At 42.1% G+C, this 22,493-nt stretch carries 20 protein-coding genes; 11 read left to right on the top strand and 9 right to left on the bottom strand.

The window, feature by feature from the left end:
• Nucleotides 1-4 precede the first annotated feature (4 nt).
• From ACTQ1L_RS05545 to ACTQ1L_RS05535, 3 genes are all read left to right on the top strand, one after another.
• Entirely contained in the window at nt 5-2,596 is a 2,592-nt protein-coding gene (locus ACTQ1L_RS05545) for a tetratricopeptide repeat protein (RefSeq protein ID WP_441365858.1), read from the top strand.
• A gap of 58 nt (nt 2,597-2,654) precedes the next feature.
• Nucleotides 2,655-4,616, top strand: a complete 1,962-nt coding sequence (gene glgB, locus ACTQ1L_RS05540) for a 1,4-alpha-glucan branching protein GlgB (protein ID WP_321110423.1) — start codon at nt 2,655-2,657, stop codon at nt 4,614-4,616.
• Nucleotides 4,617-4,802: 186 nt separating this feature from the next.
• On the top strand, nt 4,803-7,943 hold the full coding sequence (locus ACTQ1L_RS05535; protein ID WP_441365857.1) for a DUF6240 domain-containing protein: 3,141 nt from the start codon (nt 4,803-4,805) through the stop codon (nt 7,941-7,943).
• Here ACTQ1L_RS05535 and ACTQ1L_RS05530 read toward each other — a convergent pair.
• From ACTQ1L_RS05530 to ACTQ1L_RS05515, 4 genes are all read right to left on the bottom strand, one after another.
• Nucleotides 7,912-8,634: an N-acetylmuramoyl-L-alanine amidase family protein gene (locus ACTQ1L_RS05530; protein ID WP_441365856.1), complete on the bottom strand. Its 723-nt coding sequence runs from the start codon at nt 8,632-8,634 to the stop codon at nt 7,912-7,914. The genes ACTQ1L_RS05535 and ACTQ1L_RS05530 overlap by 32 nt on opposite strands.
• A gap of 110 nt (nt 8,635-8,744) precedes the next feature.
• The gene (locus tag ACTQ1L_RS05525) at nt 8,745-10,478 is read right to left on the bottom strand and encodes a glycosyl hydrolase family 18 protein (RefSeq protein ID WP_321110426.1); all 1,734 of its coding nucleotides are present in this window, start codon (nt 10,476-10,478) and stop codon (nt 8,745-8,747) included.
• 478 nt (nt 10,479-10,956) lie between these two features.
• The gene (locus tag ACTQ1L_RS05520) at nt 10,957-11,283 is read right to left on the bottom strand and encodes a hypothetical protein (RefSeq protein WP_321110427.1); all 327 of its coding nucleotides are present in this window, start codon (nt 11,281-11,283) and stop codon (nt 10,957-10,959) included.
• Between the two features lie 224 nt (nt 11,284-11,507).
• Entirely contained in the window at nt 11,508-12,872 is a 1,365-nt protein-coding gene (locus ACTQ1L_RS05515) for a serine/threonine protein kinase (protein ID WP_441365854.1), read from the bottom strand.
• Nucleotides 12,873-13,046: 174 nt separating this feature from the next.
• On the opposite strand from ACTQ1L_RS05515, the gene ACTQ1L_RS05510 reads away from it, so the two are divergent.
• Nucleotides 13,047-13,787 (top strand): adaptor protein MecA, encoded by a 741-nt coding sequence (locus tag ACTQ1L_RS05510; protein ID WP_441365852.1) that lies wholly within the window; start codon nt 13,047-13,049, stop codon nt 13,785-13,787.
• A 66-nt stretch (nt 13,788-13,853) separates the two neighbouring features.
• On the opposite strand, the gene ACTQ1L_RS05505 is transcribed toward ACTQ1L_RS05510, so the two are convergent.
• A complete protein-coding gene (locus tag ACTQ1L_RS05505; protein WP_012740965.1) occupies nt 13,854-14,063 on the bottom strand; it encodes a DUF1858 domain-containing protein in 210 nt (69 codons plus the stop codon).
• Between the two features lie 167 nt (nt 14,064-14,230).
• Between ACTQ1L_RS05505 and ACTQ1L_RS05500 the strand changes: the two genes are divergently transcribed.
• Nucleotides 14,231-15,661 carry a flagellin N-terminal helical domain-containing protein gene (locus tag ACTQ1L_RS05500; RefSeq protein WP_441365850.1) on the top strand — a complete coding sequence of 477 codons (1,431 nt, stop codon included), beginning with the start codon at nt 14,231-14,233 and terminating at the stop codon, nt 15,659-15,661.
• 6 nt (nt 15,662-15,667) lie between these two features.
• Complete coding sequence (locus ACTQ1L_RS05495) at nt 15,668-16,141, top strand: flagellar protein FliS (protein WP_441365848.1); 474 nt, start codon at nt 15,668-15,670, stop codon at nt 16,139-16,141.
• A gap of 33 nt (nt 16,142-16,174) precedes the next feature.
• Here the strand turns inward: ACTQ1L_RS05495 and ACTQ1L_RS05490 are convergent, their stop codons facing one another.
• Nucleotides 16,175-16,387: a DUF2508 family protein gene (locus tag ACTQ1L_RS05490; protein WP_321110432.1), complete on the bottom strand. Its 213-nt coding sequence runs from the start codon at nt 16,385-16,387 to the stop codon at nt 16,175-16,177.
• A gap of 259 nt (nt 16,388-16,646) precedes the next feature.
• Between ACTQ1L_RS05490 and ACTQ1L_RS05485 the strand changes: the two genes are divergently transcribed.
• From ACTQ1L_RS05485 to ACTQ1L_RS05475, 3 genes are read left to right on the top strand one after another with little or no spacing between them, the layout of a single operon-like run.
• The gene (locus ACTQ1L_RS05485) at nt 16,647-17,156 is read left to right on the top strand and encodes a prepilin peptidase (protein ID WP_441365847.1); all 510 of its coding nucleotides are present in this window, start codon (nt 16,647-16,649) and stop codon (nt 17,154-17,156) included.
• Between the two features lie 26 nt (nt 17,157-17,182).
• Entirely contained in the window at nt 17,183-18,181 is a 999-nt protein-coding gene (locus ACTQ1L_RS05480; RefSeq protein WP_441365845.1) for a hypothetical protein, read from the top strand.
• A gap of 28 nt (nt 18,182-18,209) precedes the next feature.
• Nucleotides 18,210-19,010, top strand: a complete 801-nt coding sequence (locus ACTQ1L_RS05475) for a CpaF family protein (protein WP_441365843.1) — start codon at nt 18,210-18,212, stop codon at nt 19,008-19,010.
• Here the strand turns inward: ACTQ1L_RS05475 and ACTQ1L_RS05470 are convergent.
• The 3 genes from ACTQ1L_RS05470 to ACTQ1L_RS05460 all read right to left on the bottom strand — a co-directional run bounded on the left by ACTQ1L_RS05470 (nt 19,000) and on the right by ACTQ1L_RS05460 (nt 21,725).
• Nucleotides 19,000-20,571: a recombinase family protein gene (locus ACTQ1L_RS05470; protein WP_441365841.1), complete on the bottom strand. Its 1,572-nt coding sequence runs from the start codon at nt 20,569-20,571 to the stop codon at nt 19,000-19,002. The genes ACTQ1L_RS05475 and ACTQ1L_RS05470 overlap by 11 nt on opposite strands.
• 138 nt (nt 20,572-20,709) lie before the next feature.
• A complete protein-coding gene (locus tag ACTQ1L_RS05465) occupies nt 20,710-21,201 on the bottom strand; it encodes a hypothetical protein (RefSeq protein WP_441365839.1) in 492 nt (163 codons plus the stop codon).
• Nucleotides 21,202-21,203: 2 nt separating this feature from the next.
• Nucleotides 21,204-21,725: a helix-turn-helix transcriptional regulator gene (locus ACTQ1L_RS05460; RefSeq protein ID WP_195566555.1), complete on the bottom strand. Its 522-nt coding sequence runs from the start codon at nt 21,723-21,725 to the stop codon at nt 21,204-21,206.
• 158 nt (nt 21,726-21,883) lie between these two features.
• Here ACTQ1L_RS05460 and ACTQ1L_RS05455 point away from each other — a divergent pair, with 158 nt between their 5' ends.
• Nucleotides 21,884-22,066, top strand: coding sequence for a hypothetical protein (locus ACTQ1L_RS05455; RefSeq protein ID WP_441365838.1), 183 nt, complete (start codon nt 21,884-21,886; stop codon nt 22,064-22,066).
• Nucleotides 22,067-22,236: 170 nt separating this feature from the next.
• Nucleotides 22,237-22,479: a hypothetical protein gene (locus tag ACTQ1L_RS05450; RefSeq protein WP_158421690.1), complete on the top strand. Its 243-nt coding sequence runs from the start codon at nt 22,237-22,239 to the stop codon at nt 22,477-22,479.
• Nucleotides 22,480-22,493: the final 14 nt, after the last annotated feature.

The following is a 22,493-nucleotide window of genomic DNA, read 5'->3' as shown; positions in this document are numbered from 1 at the left end:
ATAAGTGGATAAATACGAATACAATCTCAAGCTGGATCAGATAAAAGTCCTAAGCGCCGAGGAGGGCTATATGAGCGCAGCAGAGATTGCAGATAGCATAAACTGGAACAAAATTAAAAATGTAAATACACTCGTTAAAATCGGCGAAATATACGAGAAGGCCGAAAGATACCAGGATGCAAGGGACATACTTTTAATGGCCTATGATCGTTCACCAATCGGCAGGATGATCATATACAGACTGGCTGAGGTCGCCATCAAGATGGGTGATTATGATGCTGCTACAGAGTATTATGATGAGTTTGTTGAGATAGCACCTCATGATGATATGAAGTATGTATTAAGATATGCCATCAAAAAGGGACAGGGAGCTTCATTTGATGAGCTTATTGCTATTCTTGAGGAATTAAAAGAAGAAGAATATACGGAGGAGTGGGCTTATGAGCTCGCATATCTCTATCACAAGGCAGGAAAAGTGGACAAATGCGTTGAAGCCTGTGATGAGCTTATACTGTGGTTTGGAGATGGGCCGTATGTTGAGCGTGCTTTAGAGCTGAAAATGCTTTATCAGCCACTGACAAAAACTCAGGAAGAAAAATACAGACAGTTCAAGCTTGAAAAGGAAAACATTTCCATGGAGAATAAAAAAGAAGCGGAGCCGGAATCAGAGACTGATGAAGACGAGCTTACTGAGATTGGAGCCATGGAAATGGTAAAGGGCGGTGAGATAGTTCACGATGATGTGAAAATACCGCAGATTACAGTAAATCAGGAAAAGTTTAATACCGTGAATCTTCAGGAAGAGATTGCCAAGGGAATGAAGCAGATTATGGATGCCAAGGGCAAAAATGAAGTTGCTGATACCATGGATAATATTAAAAAAATAGTTGAGGAAATTCCATTTCTCAAGTTCCTGAAGGACAAGGATGATGATAAAAAGAGTGAACAGCCTTCCGACGAGGAGCAGCATATAGCAACAGATGAGGAAATTGACAGTTCGCTCAGGATGAATTTTAAGGAGCTGCTGGGTGAGGACTCAGATGGACAGATGTCCATGGTGATCAATGAAAAGACCCAGCTTGAGCACCAGATTACAGGACAGATGTCTATACAGGATGTGCTGGATGAGTGGGAAAAGACAAAACGTGCTGCTGAAACAGCATTAAACGAAGCTAATCAGCAGAAGCTGGAATCTGCGAAGGCGAGAGCACTTCAGGAGGCCGGGGATATCATGGAGCGACTCAATGATGTTATACCTAAGCTGGATGCAGGAGCGACACCGAAGGAGCTGCTTGAGAATGAATATATGCAGGGCATTGAGATACCTAAGGTACAGGAACCTGTACAGAAATCTGTAGAAGAGCCACAGCCTGAAACACAGGAGACCGTGGAAGAGCCACAGCCTGAAACACAGGAGATTGTAGAAGAGCCACAGCCTGAAACACAGGAGATTGTGGAAGAACCACAGTCTGAAATACCAGAGGCTGTGGAAGAGTTTGACGGTGAGCCGGAGGATGTCGTAGTGGCTGAGGAGTCAGAGGAAGCTGAGATACTTGCGCAGCCGACAATGCTTATGCCGGAAATAACAGATGATATGCTTAAGAATGAGGAGGCAGATGAAGAACCGGAACAAGAGCCGGAAAAACCAAGAGATTTTGAACATGTAACATCATTTATAGAGCAGGAAATAGCCAAAATGGCGGCAAAAAATCCGGGAATTGAAAAGAAGCTTGAGATGGCAAAAACAAGGAAAATGCCTAATCTTTCATTACCGGAGGATTTAGATAGTGAAGAAGATGACAAAACAGTGATTGAGAGTAAACATATTAACGAGCTTACAAATGAACAAAGAGCAATATTTTCATATTTTATACCTGTAAAAGGTATGGAAAATCAGATTTGTAAGGCTTATAATGGTATTATAGACCACCTTAATAAAAAAGGTAATGCATCGAGCGGTAACCTTATAATACAGGGTGAGCAGGGCTGTGGTAAGACAATGCTGGCCACAAGCTTTGTGAAGGTTTTGCAAAAGGTTAGACAGCAGTCAACAGGAAAGCTTGGCAAGATAGATGCCTTGGCACTTAATAAAAAGGATGCGCAGCAGATACTGCGTAAAATAGCCGGAGGATGTCTGATAATAGAGAGAGCCGGAGATATTGACCGTAATACCGCAGTGCAATTGTCATTTTTGATGGATCATGATATAACAGGCACTCTTTATATTCTAGAGGACACATCCAAGGGAATCAAAAGAGCGTTATCTATGGATGAAGGCTTTGCCGCAAAATTTACTGAAAAGATATCTGTGCCTATTTTTACCAATGATGAGCTGGTATTATTTGCCAAGTCATATTCGACAGAGCTTGGATACAAGATAGATGAGATGGCAATACTGGCATTGCACAACAGAATCAGCAATATTGAGAGAATAGACCAGGCCACTACTCTGACAGAGGTAAAGGAAATCATAGATGAGGCCATAGACAGAGAGGCTCACAGTGGATTGAAGAAGGCAATAAGTATACTCACTGCCAAGAGATATACCGATGATGACAGAATTGTCCTCAGAGAGGATCATTTCAAAGAAAAATAGTAATTGTTTGTAAGAATAGTATCTTATGAAAAATAAAAATACTGATGGGGGTATATATATGTGTAATTTTACAGCAATGGACTGCTATTTGTTTGGTCAGGCAACGCACTATGATATATATAAGAAAATGGGTGCGCATCTGGCTGAGCAGGATGGGAAAAAAGGAGTGTGCTTTGATGTATGGGCACCACACGCAAAGGAAGTATATGTGTTTGGAGAGTTCAATGACTGGAATGAGACCAGCCATGAAATGAAGCGTGTTGAGCCGGAGACAATGGGTGTGTACGAGCTCTTTGTTCCCGGTGCTGCAAAGGGGCAGATGTACAAGTTTATAATTGTAACAGAGCATGGAGATAAGCTGTACAAGTCAGATCCATATGCCAACTATGCAGAGTTGCGTCCGGGAACAGCCTCAATAATCACGGATATTGACCATTTTACATGGACTGACAGGGAGTGGATGGACAAAAGAGCTGCAATGTCAGAGTCAGAAGTATATGCTTCACCTATGGCTATATATGAGTGTCATCCGGGCTCATGGATGAGACATCCGGGCAGAGAGGATGAGGGCTTTTATACATACAGAGATCTGGCAAAATCACTTGTGTCATACGTTAAAACCATGGGATATACACATATTGAGCTGATGGGAATTTCAGAGTATCCGTTTGACGGCTCATGGGGCTATCAGGTGACAGGTTACTATGCGCCGACATCACGATATGGAACACCGGAGGACTTTGCATATCTGGTGGACCAGTGCCACAAGAATAATATCGGAGTAATACTCGACTGGGTACCGGCACATTTCCCAAAGGATGCGCATGGACTTGCCAATTTTGATGGCACAGCTACATATGAGTATGCAGACCCAAGAAAGGGAGAGCATCCTGACTGGGGCACAAAGATATTTGACTACGGAAAGAATGAAGTAAAGAATTTCCTTATTGGAAGCGCTCTGATGTGGATAGAAAATTATCACGTAGACGGACTTCGAGTAGATGCGGTTGCTTCAATGCTTTATCTCGATTACGGAAAGAGAGATGGACAGTGGGTTCCAAACCAGTTCGGTGGCAATAAGAATCTTGAGGCAGTGGAATTTTTCAAGCATATCAACACACTCATACTTGGAAGAAATCACGGAACTGTAATGATAGCCGAAGAGTCTACCGCATGGCCAAAAGTAACAGGCAAGGTAGAGGAAGATGGACTGAACTTCAGCTACAAGTGGAACATGGGATGGATGCATGACTTCCTTGATTATATGAAGCTGGATCCATATTTCCGTAAATATAACCACAACAAGATGACATTTGCGATGAGCTACAACGAGAGTGAGAATTATATCCTTGTGTTGTCTCACGATGAGGTTGTGCATCTGAAATGCTCTATGCTCAACAAAATGCCGGGCCTTGAGGCGGATAAATTCAAAAACCTCATGGCAGGATATGCATTTATGATGGGACACTGTGGCAAGAAGCTTCTGTTCATGGGACAGGAGTTCGCACAGAAGCAGGAGTGGAGCGAGGAAAGAGAGCTCGACTGGTATCTGCTTGAGAATCCGGAGCATAAAAAGATTCAGAACTGGGTGAAGGAGCTGCTTCATCTCTACAGAAGAAATCGCTGTCTGTACGAGCTGGATTCAAGCTGGGAAGGCTTCGAATGGATAAATGCCAACGATGCAGACAGAAGCATCTTCAGCTTTATAAGAAAGAGCAGGGATGGCAAAAATAATATGCTATTTGTCATCAATTTCACACCGGTAGAGAGACCTGATTACAGAGTCGGAGTGCCAAAGCACAAGACATATCAGCTCGTTCTTGACAGTGAGGATCCAAAGTTTACCGGCGAAAAGGTTGCACATGAGCACGTAAAGAGATCATCAAAGGGCAGGGGAAAGGCAAAGAAGCAGTCTTACAAAAAGCTGGATTACAGAGCAGTAAAATCAGAGTGCGACGGCAGACCGTTCTCGTTTGCTTATCCGCTTGCACCGTATGGAGTAGCTGTATTTAAATATTAGTACATCGCTCTGCAGATATGCTGTTATAATATAATAGGGTCAAAGCATGACATGGACCGCACCAATTTAAGGTGCGGTCTTTATTATTGCACGTTTTTTGTCGATAATAATATTAAATAGTTATCATTAAACTGATATTAAGCCGGAATCAAATACATGATTATGGCTGCAAAACGGAGTGTAATAATGCAGATAGAAAATGTAGTCAACAAAAATATAGATGCAAGAAATGGAAATGCCCAGACAGAGAGTGTTGGTATTTCTGATTATATAAGGGACGATGTAAAGTCAGATTGTGAAAAAAAGGCCGCCACAGTCAGTACTTCAAATTCAGTGGATATGTCAGACACTATATATGGAAAGCCACAGAATAAGAAGGATTCAAAGGATAAAAATATAGCAGAAGGAATGATTGATGAGAGCAGCCAATCTACAGAAAACAGACGTAATGAGATGGTTGTGGTGGCAAATACCACAACAACGGATGACTATAATTCTGCAAAGGATGATGGCTATGATGTGATAGTCACAGAGACAGATAAAATAAAAGTAGTGCTTGCAAAGGCCGGAGTGGACATTTCTATTTACGGTGACAGTCTGAGTGAGGAGCAGATATCGGATATTACAGGTAATGCAGCGGTAGCCACGATGATTTCAAATCAGCTAAAGACATATGATGTACCGGCAACCGATGAAAATATAAGTGATTGTCAAAATGCCATTATGCAGGCAAAGCAACTGGAAAACATATCACAGGACACAAAGGCATATATGGTAAAAAACGCTATGCAGCCTACGATTTCAAATGTATACAAGGCAACCTACAGCAGCATGCAGGGGGCCGCAGTGCAGCAGAACACAAATTATGAGATATCTGATGCACAGTTTGAGAATCTGAAACCGCAGATAGATGAGATATTGAATGATGCCAAAATAGAGCAGAATGAAGAAAATATTAATCAGTGCAGATGGCTTTTGAACAATCAGCTTGATGTGACACCGGAAAATATATTGCTGGCGGATAAAATAGACAGGATTGCTCTAAATACAGGAAAAACTGATGATACATTCTATGCAAAATCAGTGGCAGAGGCTATTGCATTGGGTGGAAAAGCAATTGATGCAACAATGTCACGGGATGGACTTGTAACAGACTGTGCTATTAAGGCAGAGAATGTTTTAAAGGAGGCCACACCGGAGGATGTGATTTCTCTAGAGACAGAGAAAGAGCCTGTCACTATAGAGAATCTGGCGATAGCTATAGAAACGAGGAAATCGCAGTCTGATAAATCAGGCAGCACAAAATATATCAACAATGACAATTCACGAGATAATGAACATTATAACAGCTCACCGGATATGATAAGAGCTCAGAGAAAGCTTGAGGAAGCCAGACTATATATGACGGCGGAGGCAAATTTATCTCTGTTAAAGAAAGGAATTTCTATAGATACAGAGCCGATAGAGAGAGTTGTTGAGCAGCTCAGGGAGCAGGAAAATAAATATTACAGGGCAATTTTTTCGGATGACAGCATAAAAGCGGCTGATGAGCGGGTGAGTGCATATGAAAATGTCACGGAGGTTTTTGAACAGTTAAAGCTTCAGCCGGCATATGTACTGCAGCCGGATTCCAATCAGAAAACCGTAAATGAAATATATACAGACGGACAGAAGCTGCAGCAGTCCTTTGAGAAGGCATCGCAGGGCTATGAAACGCTTATGACAGCACCGAGAGCAGACATGGGCGACAGCATATCCAAAGCATTTCAAAATGTGGATGATATACTTAAGGATATCGGAATGGATACCATTGATGAAAATCGCAGGGCAGTCAGAATACTTGCGTACAATAATACAGATATTACAGAGCAGAATATATTGCGCATAAAGGCCGTAGACGAACAGGTGCAGAGGGCATTTAAGGATATGACGCCTGCGGTAACGGTGGAAATGATAAAAAAAGGCATCTCTCCCCTGAAAATGACGATGCAGGAAATAAGCGATACTGCCAGACAGATAAAATCAGAAAATCCTGATGAAAAGGAACAAAAATACAGCGAATTTTTATGGAAGCTTGAAAAGCAAAATGGCATAACCAATGAGGAACGTGAGTCTTACATTGGAATATACCGGTTGATAACACAGGTGGAAATGTCAGATGGTGCAGTGATAGGCTCACTCATAAATCAGGGAGCTGATATTACCATGAAAAATCTTCTTACAGCGGTCCGTACAAAGGGTAAAAACCGGATGGATTATAAGATAGACGATGAATTTTCGGGAGTAGACAGCACAAGCAAGAGTACTCATATAGATGTCCAGATAGAGACTGCGTATAATACAAACTGTATAAGAGATATAATGGATGTAATATCACCTGAAAAGATGGATTTTGCTACGGATGAAAGATGGCTGGATATGACACCGGAGCAGCTGAAGCAGGCAGTTTGGGATGCAAAAGAGGACAAGGTACTGTCAGAGCGTTATGCACAAGAACAGATCAGGCAATTTAAGGAGGCAGTTTCATCACCGGAAAATGCATATGCCTTTTTGGAAAAGTATGATTTCAAGACTACGGCATCAAACCTTATGGCGGCAACGAGAATCATAAAAAACCCTTCCGAGACTGTAAAAAAGCTTTGGGAAAGGGGAGACAATGCAGTAATCAGAAAGCTTTTAGATGACACACTTGAACAATTTTCAGAGGCAGTGAAGACACCGGTGGAGCTGGCAAAGGCGCAGGAGGAGCTGGCGGAGACTGCGGCGCATGTCATGGATAATATGATAATAGAGAACAAAGAAACAGGTTCTTTAGATATCAGACAAATGAAGCTGCTCTGCAGCCAGCTAAGGATAGCATCGGGTATGGCAAAGCAGGAAAACTACATAGTGCCGGTTGAGAATTCAGATGGCGGTGTGACCGGAGTAAATCTTCGCATAGTAAGAGGTGAGGATAAAAAAGGCTTTGTCGATATATTCATGGAGGATAACCTAAAGGGTAGGATAGCCGCAACCTTTGAGGCAAAGGAAAATGGAGTATCCGGTACAATTATAACCAGTGAGGACAGCACAAGAGCGTTACTCGAAAAAAATATTTCAACATTTGACGAAAATATCGGAAATGCTGAAAATGAGCCGGCTGATTTGCGGGTGGTATGTATGCAGGATATTTCAGCAGAGAATTTTATCACAGGCGGTAACAGCAAAAAAACTGCAGAGCATGGAGCACTTGATGGAAATGAAAACAAGTCATACAATGTTCAAACCAGCCGTCTTTATAATATTGCAGAGCAGTTTATTGTAAATATTTCGGATATGCTTGATTAAGATAGTCCGTAATTCCGATATATATAGCCTGAGCAAGCTTTTTTTGATATGTTTTATCAGAAAGCAGCAGTGTTTCGTCCGGATTACTGAGAAATCCACATTCCACAATAACAGAAGGGGATGTGGATTTTTTTAATATGAAATAATCTTTATTAGCTTTGATTTGCCGGGGCTGCTTTATTCCAAGAGAAGCGTTTAAAGCAGAAAGGACAGAACCGGCAAGGGCTTTACCTGACGCAGATGAATAAAAATAAAATACCTGAGGACCGTAGGAAGAGGAATCCTCGAAGCTATTTTGATGAATGCTCACACTGGCAGCCACATTGTTTTGTGACATGAGAGCAGTTCTTTTTGATAAATCCTCAGTTTTGGGATGCTTAGAGTTTTTTGAGGACAGATCACAGTCGGTTGTTCTGGTCATGACAACATTATATCCGTGATTTTCAAACAACTGCTTCAAGTACAGAGCTATACTCAGATTAATATCCTTCTCCTCAATACCGGATGCTGAGATTTTGCCCGGGTCTATACCACCATGGCCGGCATCTATGACAATAGTTGGAGAATCAGCCGTAACAGCATGATTTTTGGCAAGAGCACAGATGCTTCTTCCGGAATAAAAAGATAAAATAAACAGGGCAAGGATCAGACAGTAACGATTTTTTCTAAAAAAATTAATAGATGATTCCATACAATAACCAAAGATAAACCCGATACATTTAAATCAATTAATTGCATCGGGTGTTTTTGTAAATTATATGTGCAGATTATGCAGATATTCATATTATTTTGGTAACCGCATTAATCAAGATATTTGATTACAATGTCCCATATAGATGAGTTTTCAAATCCAAGCTTCCAGAAGGCAGCGCCGGCAAGTTTATTTTTGTCAACGAGTTCAAGGCGCTTTTCCAGAGAAGTATTATCCTCAAGCCAGACCTTGTAGAGCTTATTGTTGGCATTCCACTCAGCGTAGTTTTGTCCGGTTTCCTCATCCGGTGATGCTGTGGCATTATTGCCACTCACCTGTGCAGCAGCCGCGTCCATGCCATATACAGATGAGGTTATATTGTACTGCGATTGGTCAGCGGTATCTGTAACAGGATTATCAGCATCCTTTGGAGTCAGCTCCCAAATCCTTGTGTACAGTGGCATTCCAAGGATAACCTGGTCAGCCGGCACCTCTTTCAGGGTGTCATTTAATCCTGTTGTAACCCATGGAAGAGAGGCAACAGAGCCAGCGTCAGAGCCGTTATAATGCTCGTCGTAGCCCATGATGATTACGTAGTCTGCAAAATTAGCCATATCAGCCCTGTTGAAGAACTTGTTGTAGCTTGCAGGAACAGTCACATCGACAGAAAGTGAGATTCCGTTGTTATGGCATTTAATAGCAAGCTCTCTGATAAATTCAATATACGAATCACCGTAGGCCTCCTTAGTGATATTTTCAAAATCAATATTTACTCCATCAAGCTCATAGTTGAATGCGGCAGACATAATCTGATTGATGAGAGTGGTTCTGGTAGATGTGTGTGTGAGTACAGATGCAGCATCAACATTTTTATTCTCAAGATTGCTGAAAAGGCCCCATACCTCAATGCCCTGTGAATGACAGTAATTTACGTAATCCTTGCTTGCCAGATCTGCGAGACCTCCATTGTTGTCATTCAGATAAAACCATGTAGGTGACATGACATTGACACCCTTGGTGGATGATATGACATTAGCTACCTTTGAATTGGACGATTTGTTGGTTATCTGATGCCATGCAAGACATATATCCTTGTCCTTCTTTATATGGGTGAAGGCTTCCTCTGTATAATCATTGTTTTTTAGCTCGGTGGTTTTGATATCTGATAAAGTGCTCGCCTTTATATAGCCAACTATGCCATCCTTGGAGGCAGCCTTATCCCATTTTGTGCCTTTTTCCAATATGGTCAGCGATTCGCCCTTTTTAACCTGTTTAAGGATAGGACTTTTAATGCCACCCTTCACACGAAGCTGTGTGGATTTAGCTGTGGATGCAGTTTCAATCTTTCCCCAGCTTGTCGTAATAACAGTGCGGGAAGGCTTGTCATATGATTTGTAGGTTATATTTGAGAACTGCTTTACATAGTCAAGCGCAATGAGAGCTGATGACGATGTAGCCTTTACAATAGGATAACCAAAGTCATTGGCCTGCTTTGTCACAGTGTAAGTACTGCTGTCAGCGGCGGCAGAAACAATATCTGCTGCTGTAGTATAAAGTAATACGTTTTCGTTTGCATCCCAGTAAAAGCGTGAATTTAATGAATCGTGAACGAAATTGTAATCCACGTATATTTTACCATCTATTAGTTTAGCCTTCGAGTCAGAGACTGTGTTATCAACAATAAGTGCTGATTCATCTTCAGATGAAATATTAAAATACTTATTTAAATCCTCTGTTTCCTTTGTAGGCGTATATTTCCTTATAAGTGACGAAATTCCAATAATTCCTAGAATAAGAATAATCAATCCGACAATAATGGCTGCCGGTAAAATCTTTTTTTTCATGTGTGGAAATCCTTTCTTAATTATAATTACATAATTACATTACATTTATTATACCATTGTGGTAATCCATATTCAAACAATATGCAATAAGTTTGTAATAATTTAAGAAAATCATAATATGATTTATGGCGCGGATGTAAATAATATATCCGCGCACATAAATCTTCTTTTTAAATATGTCTTTTAATAATGTTTTAATTGTAGCATTTGTCTATGGGAGAGGGATAAAATTATTCGTAAAGCTGACATCAATTCCTTAAAGTATATGAATACGCTTCCCTCTGACCCAATTTAATTCACTAATCTATAAGTTTCTGCAAAATATCAATAATAAAACTATTTTCTTAAATAAACACCTCCCGATAATCTGAAAAATACAAGGTTAAATGGCCGGGATTATAAGTACAAATCCACTAAATCCCTCTGACATAAAATCAATAAACAACTGGTTTAAGACGTCATATTTCATCGTGATATATTAATTCCTTTCTGATATCTTGTCCAGAGTGCCAAAAAGGCTGCTGTTAATGAGGAACGGATCCTCTAAATAAGGAAAGCCTGCCGTTTGGTATTTAATATTATGGTTTGGTATTGTTTTTTCCTTTTCCACGAGATTGAACAATAGCTTAGGCCCTTTTGAATTTGTTATTTTATTTGATTCAAAGAAATTCAGCGTATCGCTTAAGGTGCCGGTATTCCATTTGCTGTGTGTACACACTGAAAGCTTTACATCACACCGCATAAATTCCTTTAAGGTATTTATGTTTATTATGCCGAAATCAACTATCACGCGATCGTAGTTCATATTTAGAACCTTTGTAAGTGTGGGAATGATTGCGTGAGGATAAAAGTCCACATTTTTATATGTAAATACTTCTTTGTCGTTACACGGTGCCAGTGCGCAGATCTCATGCGTACCATTTAGTTCAACGTAAGCGGTTCTATATTTGTATCTGTTTCTCATATAATTACAGAGAGCCAGGCATATATGAGTGGTGCCTACATTGTGTTCAATGCCACAGACCCCAATTACCTGTGGTGAAGTATGGAATTTTTTAAATACCCTTTTAATATATCTGATGGCGAAGCTCCTCCTTTTAGTTTAAGCAGTTTTAATGTTAGTGCCTCCTTCTGAGAGGTGTTTTTAAATAAATCACTGTCAAAAGGAAAATGATAAACACTGCAGTTAAGAAGTGATGCAATAGCTGAGGCTTCTTTTTTGCTGCACATATTACATATCACCTTAAGGGTAGCTGTTGTTTTTTGAAGGAATGAATGATTTTTAAATATATCATTCAGATGCCAGAACCCGCCGCTGCATACGTATAGTACGAGATCCATATCATAGATTTTCTCGTTGCACACATCAGTGCCAAGATCATATATCAGAATAGCATCGTCCGGGACATCAAATTGTATACCCTCCGAGTAGTCGGGTATGCCCTGAAAGCTTCTGTAATAATAATATCCGTTTTTTTGATTAAAAATATTTAGTTCGTCGCGGTTACCGCAGAGGATGCCGTCATGGACACAATCAATATATATTCCGCGATAACCAAGAAAATTCAGCTCACAAGCCAGCGATATGGCCACATGTGTGGTACCGCAGCCTCTGTTACTGCCTAAAACTGCTATTTTGTGTATGAGATGTGGCTGACCAATGGTTTCTTTTATTTTTTTTAAGTCCTGATATAGCCCGGCAACAGTGGAGTAGCGCAGGGGCACATCAGATGATGTTGCTTTTTGGATAATATGTTGGAACTTATGGGAAAAATTATTGGGGGTAAAGGTCAGAATATGTTGCAGAAGCTGACCAAGGCTGTAAATATCTGCCGCCGTTGTAATTGTATCGTCAGTAAAGCTTTCCGGTGCAGAAAAATCTATATTCCCATAGTGATTGAAGTTATTTCCTGTATTGGAAACATATGATGATACTCCAAAATCAATTAATTTAAGCTGATTATGGCATACTATAATATGTTCCGGTTTAAGATCCCTGTATATTACAGGAACCGGTGTCTGTGAGTGAAGATATATAAATACATCACATAGCTGCTCACAAATATTAAAAAATAAACCTGGGGAAATTAACTGTTGATGAAGCAAAAATGCATCTAAAGTCTCGCCGTCAATATATTCCTCCACAATATAATAAAATGATTCGTCTTCCTCGAAATCATAAATATGTGGCACAGACGGATGGTCGAGAGATTTAAGAAGTCTTGCCTCTGATAAAGCGGATGAGGAGAAAGCTGAGTCTTTAGGGATAGTTTTTAAAGCTCTGTCCTGATCCATAGATATGTGTCTGACAAGTGTAACACTACCGGAGCTTCCGGTACCCAAGCTCTTTATGAGCTCATACTTGCCAAACAAAAGTTGTTTGTTAAAATTCATACGCTCCTTTGGGGTCGGGCGCACATCTCATGGTTAACTTATATCATACCTGTAACAATTTTGCAACAACTTTTTTATTTTTTTTTAATAGCCTGTATGCTTTACATTATGACGACTGTTTATTATAATAGTTTTGCAAATTATAGAAAATTTTCAGAGAAGGATATGATTTGAATGAAAATCGAGAAAGTAAATGATAATCAGATTCGCTGTACGCTGACCAGTGAGGATTTGGCGGACAGACATATTAAATTAAGCGAACTGGCTTATGGTTCAGATAAAGCAAAAAATCTTTTCAGAGATATGATAGAACAGGCAAATGATGAATTTGGCTTTGAGACAAACGATATTCCGTTGATGGTGGAGGCGATTCCGCTGCCGTCAGAATCTATAGTCCTTATTATCACAAAGGTTGAATATCCTGAAGAGCTGGATACAAGATTTTCCAGGTTTTCGGAGTCGGATGAAGATTTTGATGCAATACCGGATGCGAAGAAGGCGCCTGTTATAAAGGGTGCAGATGATATTCTGGATTTGTTTGAGAGGCTTAAGAAAGAGGCTGAGGATGAAGCAAAAGAGGAGCAGAATGACACTGCAACTGCAAAAGTCAGTGAGCAGACAGATATAGTAAAGATGTTTGAATTTGACAGATTTGAAGAGGTCTGCAGAATGGCACATGTGCTTTCAGGCTTTTACAAGGGCAGAAATGATTTGTACAAGAATGCTTCAGAAAATAAATATTATCTTGTCGCCCACAAGGGAGAGCACACTCCTCAGGAGTTCAACAAGGTATGTAACATAGTGTCAGAATACGCATATCAGAGGAATTATACACAGGCTGCCGAGGCTTTTTTCAAGGAGCATGGCAATGTGATTTTGAAGGAGAATGCGCTTAAGGTATTAGAGGCACTTTAAAATTTAATTTAATTAATAGCTATAAAAAACGGCCTGCACATGCGCAAGCCGTTTTTGTGTGATAAATTAACCCAAATCGTGATCGATGAATGTGTTGATTTCAACAACAAGATCATCAGGGTCAAGTCCGTGAACCATGGCAGCCTCTTCGATTGTCTCCATCTGTGATGATGGGCATCCAAGACAGTGCATGCCGATATTTAAAAGTAATGGTGCCACGTTCTGGTCAATCTGAAGAAGATCGCCAATCATAGTGTCCTTGGTAACTCTAGCCATTATTGTTTCCTCCTATTAGTCTTTTAATGTGCCTATTATAATACGATTTGCAGTTAAATGCAAATTATACTATTAAGAATTTTTTTGATATGTTCGATATATTTAACATGACAAGGATTGTTAATATAACAGCAGGGATGCTTTTAGGATTATAGAGAGGAATTTGAATGAAGATAAATAGAAATATGAGTGCCGTTAGAGCAAACAGACAGCTTCTTGGCACCGAAAACAGATTATCACAGTCAATGAGGAGACTTTCAAGCGGATATAAAATAAATTCGGCAGAGGATAATCCGGCGGGAATGGCAATTTCCAACAAGATGAAGGCCCAGATTGCAGCTCTTGACCAGGCAAAATCAAATTCGTCAGATGCCCAGAATGTCATGAGAATAGCTGATGGCGCACTAAATGAGGTTACAAGCATGCTTCAAAGAATCAGGGAGCTTGCAGTGCAGGGAGCCAGTGATATTTATTCGACAGAAGACAAGCAGGCCCTGCAGTCTGAGATAAATCAGCTCACCAAAGAGGTTGACCGTATATCCGGTGACACAGAGTACAATACCAAAACACTGCTTGACGGTTCAAGCGACCAGCGTGTCTATATCAGGGAAAAGGATGCCGCCGGAAATATGACACAGGTAAACAGCTATATCACCAGAACGAATTTTTCAGATACCGTTGATGCGGGAAAATATGAGCTTACCGTTAACCGTCTGGCAACGCAGGCATCAGGAAGCATTTCTTCGGCAGTAAAGCCATCTGCAGAGGGAACAATTTCCATAAACGGTGTCAGTGTCAATGTAAAAGCCGATATGACGCAGGATGAGTATATTCAGGCACTGCAGCAGGCGGCAACAGAGGCGGGCACGACGATGGAGGTTGGTCAGTCAGGCATCAGGTTTACATCAAAGGATTATGGCAGTGACAGCAATGTAAACATCACGCTTTCAGCCTCACTTTCAGCGCTTGCAGGAGCAGGATATAAGATCACCACAGACGGCAGTGGCAATGTTGAATCAAAAAATAATGGTACAGATGCGGTTGTGACAGGTGGAAGCAATTTGTCGGATAAGACCATAAGAGCTGATGGAAACAGGGTTTATGTTGTCGGAAACAGCGGTTTTTCGATGGATTTTCTGCTGAGCAGTGATATTGATATGACTGCGGGAAGTAAAAACCTGCAGATTGATATTTCAGATATTGGAAATATGGCTATACAGATAGGTGCCAATGAAGGTCAGGAAATGAAGATTAAAATACCTGAGGTGTCAACAGAGTCACTGTATCTGGATACGGTTGATGTAACTGTAAAGGGTGGAGCAGAGAAGGCTTTAAGTACACTTGATGATGCGATAGAATTTGTCACTGGAGTGCGTTCGAGAATCGGAGCCTTCCAGAACCGCCTGGAGTATGCAGAGAACAGTCTGGCAGAGACATCTGAGGACATGACAGGTGCATATTCAAACATAATGGACACTGATATGGCGACAGAAATGACGGAATATGCATCAAAAAATATTCTTGATCAGGCCGGAATTTCAGTGCTGGCACAGGCGAACGATCTGCCGCAGCAGGTGCTTTCATTATTGTCGAGGTAATATGTGATGAAAAATGAGATGAAGCAGGAGCTCACACGCAGGCTGTGCGAATGCAATAACGGTGGGCTTGTGTTAGTTTTGTATGATATTTATTTTGCGTTTTCCCTGGATGTGAGAAATGCTCTTGGTTCAGGTGATAGTGCAGCTTTGAAAAAGGGGGTAGCTGATGTGCAGGCGGCTTTAGATGAGCTGATGGGAGCGTTGGATTTTAAGTATCCTGTTGCCAGACAGCTTTATCCACTGTACTCATACTGTAAAAGGCTTTTTTCCACAGCTTTATACTCACTTGAGGTGGCTGTTGTGGATGAAGCAGACGGTATTATGAAAAAGCTTCGGGAGAGCTTTGAAATTGCTGCCGGACAGGATAAATCTGCACCTCTTATGGGAAATGCACAGAAGGTCTATGCGGGCATGACATATGGGCGCACAGACCTTACAGAAAATTTTATGAATGACGAAAACAGAGGCTTCCTTGCGTAGGAGGTCTCTGTTTTTTTGAATTTTTTCACAAAGTTATATGTTTTCTAGTTGCTTTGCGCAGTTTATGAGAAACTTGTATCGCATTGAAACGGCCTTGGCCTGATAAATGTAGTAATCAATCAGGTCTGGATCCACGACATTTTCCAGATTATTGTAAACTATTTGAAGTTCATTTGTGGTTTTCTTAATATCATCCTGCAGGGTTTTATAACCGGAATTGACAGGCGTTGCTTTAAATAATTTCATGAATTCCTCCAACAAATTAAGTCTTAATACAAGTATAAGCAAAAGAGTTTCTTCTATTCACAGATTTTGTAAAAAGTGCTTTTGACATGTGAAAAACCAGTAAAATAAAGGGTTTGAATGTGGATTAGCATGTCGGTGAGTGTCGAATTTTGTGGATAACTTACAAAAAACAATTAATTTGCAAAAACCTATAGACAGATATATTTGACGTTGCTATAATTCGTCTCACGAAAGGAGAGGTGATGAAAATATTGTGATTGTGAAATTGATATCACACCTCATGCTGTATGTACTGCTTACAGTAGCAGCAATTGGGGACTTTAAAAATTTTAGAATCAGTAACCGGCTGATTCTGACGGGACTTGGTTTTGCGTTTCTATTTCGCTTGGTGGGGGGCAAGGTAGCGAGCATCATCTGGTTTCTTCCAGATATAATTTTTCCGGTTGTCATTTTATATTTCTTATATCTTTCCGGTATTTTAGGGGCCGGAGATATCAAGTTATTTTCAGTAGTATGTGGATTTACAAATTTAAAATTTACCGTGATATGTATTTTTGCAGCGTTCATAGCAGCAGCGGGATATGGCCTGATAAGTATGGTACGGCAAAAAGAGCTGTTCTGTCGTATGAGAGATGGCTTTTTGTACCTAAGCGGTATATTTTGCGGACGGTTTGTGCGTTATCAGGGACAGGGGAAAGCTGTTAGTTTTGCTGTGTACGTACTTTTGGGGACCGTTTTTGCAGATATATATTTCTATGGTCTGCGGTAATGGAAAGGAGAAGACAAAAACTTTAGATGAAAAAAATACGATTAGGAATCTATATTGATGATGAGGAATATGGGGACAGACTCACATGTTATTTCATGAACCATTTTAACAACCAGTTTGAAATACATATGTATACACGGCAGGAAGAGCTTAATAACTTAAGCGGACAGATAGATATAATGCTCTCAAGTGAGCTTAATGAATGGAATAACCGAGGTATTCCTCTTATACAGATTGTGGAGGAGACGCCTATTGAAAGTGAGGAAGGAATATATTTTGTGGAGAAATATCAGGAGGTAAATTTCATAGTTGATGAGATTTTAAAGCATGTCGCAGGAGAAGTAAGAGATTTGAAGAAGGATGGCTCATTGATGGGACAGACCAGGTTAATCAGTGTATATTCGCTGGCAGATAATCAGTATCAGATGCCGTTTGCAATGACACTGGCATCCATTCTAAGCGAAAATGAGAGGGCTTTGTTCATTGATTTTCAGGAAAACAGCGGATTGTCGAGGATGTTTGAACAAAGCAAGGAGCATAATCTTGATGAGCTGCTTGTCATGGCTGAGTCAGGAAGGTATTCAACCAACAGGATAAACAGTTGTATAGGCCACTCCCAGAAGCTTGATTATGTATATCCGATTGATAATACAGAGAATCTCTGCGAGATAAATACTGTGATATGCAATAATCTTCTTCAGATGCTGGGAAAAGAAATGCACTATGATTGTATAGTGTTCAATATGGGAACCAGATTTAAGGGCTTTTTTGATATTCTGGACAGAAGTGATGAAATTTACCTGGTACAGAAAAAATGCGGAATAAGCCAGTGGAGAGAATACGAGTTTACAGAGGAGCTGATGGAAAGGGGTCTTAGCAATGTGGTTGAGAGGATAAAAATAATCGAGCCACCTGTAATTGCAGTACCTGTTTCCACCTGTGAAAAGCTGGTTGAAATGTGGAAGTGGAATGAATTTGGTGATGTCATAAGAAATATGACGCGGGGTATTTCGTGTGCTGGATGAGCTTGGACTTAGAATAAGAGACGTTGTATTGTCAGAAATAGACCTGTCAAAGGAGCTAAGTGATGAGGAAATCTGTGATCTCATCGGTATGGCTGTATCAAAAGAGGCCAGAGAAATCCCCATGACTTTGCGACAGCGCGCTGATTTGGAGCGAATTATATTTAATTCACTGCGCAAACTGGATATATTACAGGAGCTTGTCGATGATAAGGATGTTACGGAGATAATGGTAAATGGACCTAATGAGATTTTTTATGAAAAGGCAGGCAGAATATATGAGTTTAATGGTCATTTTTCATCGGAGGAAAAGCTGGAGGACGTTATACAGCAGATTGTTGGGCGCCATAACAGAGTAGTCAATCAGGCTTCGCCTATAGTTGATACCAGGCTTAGTGATGGTTCGCGAGTCAATATAGTTTTAAATCCGATTTCCATTGGAGGCTCGGCCGTTTCCATAAGAAAATTTCCTGAGCATCCCATGAGCATGGAAAAGCTTATAGATATAGAGTCGATTTCACCAGAAGCGGCTGGGGTTTTACAGATTCTGACGCAGGCGAAATACAATATATTTATATCCGGTGGAACAGGTTCCGGTAAAACAACATTTTTGAACGCCCTTTCCCAGTATATTCCGGACGATGAGAGAATTATTACTATTGAAGATTCGGCGGAGCTTCAGCTTGTCGGGGCTAAAAATATTGTGAGGCTTGAGACAAGAAATTCAAATACCGATGGAGTGACACCCATTACAATAAGAGACCTGATAAGGACTGCTCTTCGAATGAGACCGGAACCCCACCATTATGAAATAGTGAGGTTTAGAGCGTAATAAAAAGCCGCTCCCCGTCCCAAGTACACTCCTGAATCACAGCGCGAGCAATCGCGTTTTTTTCTTTGTCGTCGAAGCCATCCAGGCCATGAATCAGCTTCGCTATTTCCGCAGCCGTGGCCTTGGCATCCATCGCACTGGCAGCAGCCCGGTGGCTTTCCATCTCGGCCAGTGAGGCTTCACGCTTCAGAGCACCCAGCTCAACGTCCAGGCGTTCCATTTCCGCGATGATATACTTTGATGCAGCGGAATCCTCGGCCAGAGCTAACGATGCAGCCAGGCGGCCGATCTTGCGCTCACAGGCAGACACGCGAGCCTGTGCAGCCTTCAGATCAGGAACATCGGCCGGAGCTTCCGCTTTGACGAATTTCTGAATCAAGGCAGGATCCGCAGCGATGCCACGAAACAGCTCCAGGACTTTCTCGTCCAGCAGATCGCATTTGATCTGCCCTATATCGCAGGCGTCCACACCCTGCCTCATTCGCTTCCTGCAGTAGTACCAGGAAGAACAGGTACCGTCGACCTTTTTCTTTCTGGAGACCTGCATCAGGTTTCCGCACTTGCACCGGAGCACGCCCTTCAGGAGAGGCACCGGCCACTTTGCATCCTTGATGCATTTATTCTGAGTAAACCGGGACTGCACCGCGAGCCATTTCTCAGCAGGCATGAAGGGCTTGTGCTTTCCAAGGCACACGGTCCACTTCTCCGGCGGCTGCGCCTGGTGCTTTTTGTTTTTCTCGGTTGACCGGCCATAGATGATCACACCGACGGATCCGTCCCACATTTCACGCGGGGAGCCAGGATCCATGATGCAGCCCTTCGCGGCATAGAAGTCGTACACTTCCGGAGTTGCCTCGACACAATAAGGCATGGTCAAGATTTTATGCAGCTGCGTTGTCGAGAAGAACTTCCCGCTTTGCGTCCGGATGCCCTGGTTTTTGAATCGCGTCTCCATCCCCTGCAGGCTGCAGTTATAAGACAGGAAGGCATCGAAGATCTGCGTCACGTAGCGAGCCCCGTCTGGATCCACATCGATGGAGCAGTGCTTCTTCCCATTCACAACAATATGCTTCCTGACGTAGCCAACCGGAGGATTACCGCCGGTCCAGTATCCCTTTTTAGCAAGGCCCAGCATGTTATCCGTAACACGGGCCGCGATGGTTTCGCGTTCCATCTGAGCAAAGACCACTGTGACATACATCATGGCGCGCCCGATCGGCGTCGTGGTGTCGATATTTTCCTTTATGGAAATAAACATCACGCCATGCTCCTCCAGGAGCGCGTAGATATTCGCAAAGTCCCGGACATCCCTGGAAAGACGATCCAGCTGATAGACCACCAGGACATCGCAGAAGCCACCCTTTATAAAAGACAGCATACGCTGCAGATCCGGCCGGGACGTATTCGCACCAGTGAAGTCTTCATCAGAGAACTGCTGCCAGGAATCCACCTGGCCGGAAAACTTCGACTCGCAGTATTCCCGGTTCATCCGGAACTGATTATCGATTGAATCTGATTTATCAGAAAATACGGATTTTCGTCCGTAGGAAAAGAACCTCATCGTCCCACCTCCAAAAAAAGAGTATAAAAAATAAACCCTTGCGGATTTACGGAAAATGCTGTAAGATTTTAATTGCAGAGTTTACAGCTTCCGCAAGGAGGAACAGGTCGCCTGGTGTTCGCAGCACTGGGCGATTTTTTATTTACAATTTTTAATCAATGCCCGCAATTCAGGGGAGTCTTCCGCTAAATCTTCCAAATCTGATAACGTCAGCCAGGAAGACGAAAGTGATTTGTTTTCGATTAAAAATTGAAGTATTGGCCGCGGCAGGCCACGATCAGGAAACAGTGGCACTCCGTCAAGAGCGTGCTGGATCAAAGCTGACGCATCAGAACGATACATCCCATCAAGCATCGGAACTCCTAACTTTTTCATAAGCTCAAGCTGAGCCTCCGTAACTTCTGGCATTTCCAATTCATGAGTAAACGGAGGAAGCAAGCCTGTACGAGTTTCCACGTCGGAGATCGCCTCCCAGGATCCACAAAGAACGCGCCTCGTGTTGCGTCTTCTGGTTCCTGTGTTTTTTCCGGTTATTTTATACCGAAGGATGCGATCATCCGGCAGCTTCACAATTGGAGCCGACGGTTTGGCTTCGACTTGCCGCGAGAAAATTCTACTAAAAAATCCCACGACTACGCCTCCTTTTTATTTGCTCCTCCGTTTCCACCATTCGAGAGAGATGATCCTGCCGCCGCTTTTTTCTGGAGCTCAAGCTGCTGCCGGTATGCCTCCACTTCTGCATCGATATCCAACTCCGAAGCAGAACCCGAAGGAAAAGCCTTCGCATTCGGATCCAGGTCTTCAAGAGCAGCCACGACATCAGTAATGAAGTCGATAATCGTCTCGCGTGAGCCAGCCTTCAGGTTTATGTATTTTTCAATCAGAACCTGGTCGGCGTTGGAAAGATCGTACCTTTTAACCAGAGCCTCCAATTCATCGCTGGCATCCGGAGCAAACATCTCGCCGGTTCCATCACGGAGCCATTCTTCATTCACACCGAACTCCCTACAGATAAGAGAGACCACAGAATCGATCGGTTCATTTCTTCCAGTTTCGTAATTAGCGATAGTATTTCTTTTTATTCCGATACGATCAGCAAACTCCTGCTGAGTCAAATCAAGATCGCGCCGGATTTTTCTAATTCGGTCTTTCACGATTTCACCACCTTTCATGAATGATTATACAGCAAAAAAGTGCGTTAGTCAACAAAAAGTCACGCAATCAACAAAAAATGCTTGACGATTGTGCGGATAGGACGTATAATAGTCCCAGAAGCACAAAAATAGAGCACCAAACGGAAGGAGGAAACACCATGGCAAAAGCTAAGAGATACACAGCTGAGCAGCTCAGCGACGCTGAGAAGATGGCAGCAACCCTCGCGAACGTTCCGGAGGAAAAGAGAACCCTCGTCATAATGATGACAAACTCATTCATGGCCGGAATGGAAGCACAGAAAGCCATTGACGATACAGCCAAAGCAGCAGCGATGGCCTAAACACAACTGAATAAGAAACGAGAGGAAGCATGACACCTCAATAAAAACTGTCTGGTCTGGCGGAGCCGATGCAATAAATCCGCTCGGCGGATAACCGGAGCCTGCGGCCAACCGTCGTAATTGGGAGAGGTAGCGTGAGCCCAAGTAAAACAATGGCGGCTAGGAGGCAGATGAGAACACCAGGAGAGAGAACATCCGGAGCATGGACTGGTGGGTGCGTAATACACCCGGATGGCGGCGATGAAACAGACCGCACTGCAGGCAACAGCTATACGGCTACCCCACACAATACTCAGGGAGCAAACAGCGGACAGGTTCTTCTTCAACCCTATGGAGAACCTGTCACAGACTGCCGGGCCCAGCCAAGCCTAGAGAGCAATATAAACAGCTCCGGAAGTCAACTACTAAATTAAAGAATTTATAAGAA

The sequence above is a fragment of the Agathobacter sp. LCP21S3_B2 genome, from assembly GCF_052118705.1.
Lineage (GTDB): Bacteria > Bacillota > Clostridia > Lachnospirales > Lachnospiraceae > Roseburia.
This window is presented reverse-complemented; position numbering and strand designations above follow the sequence as displayed.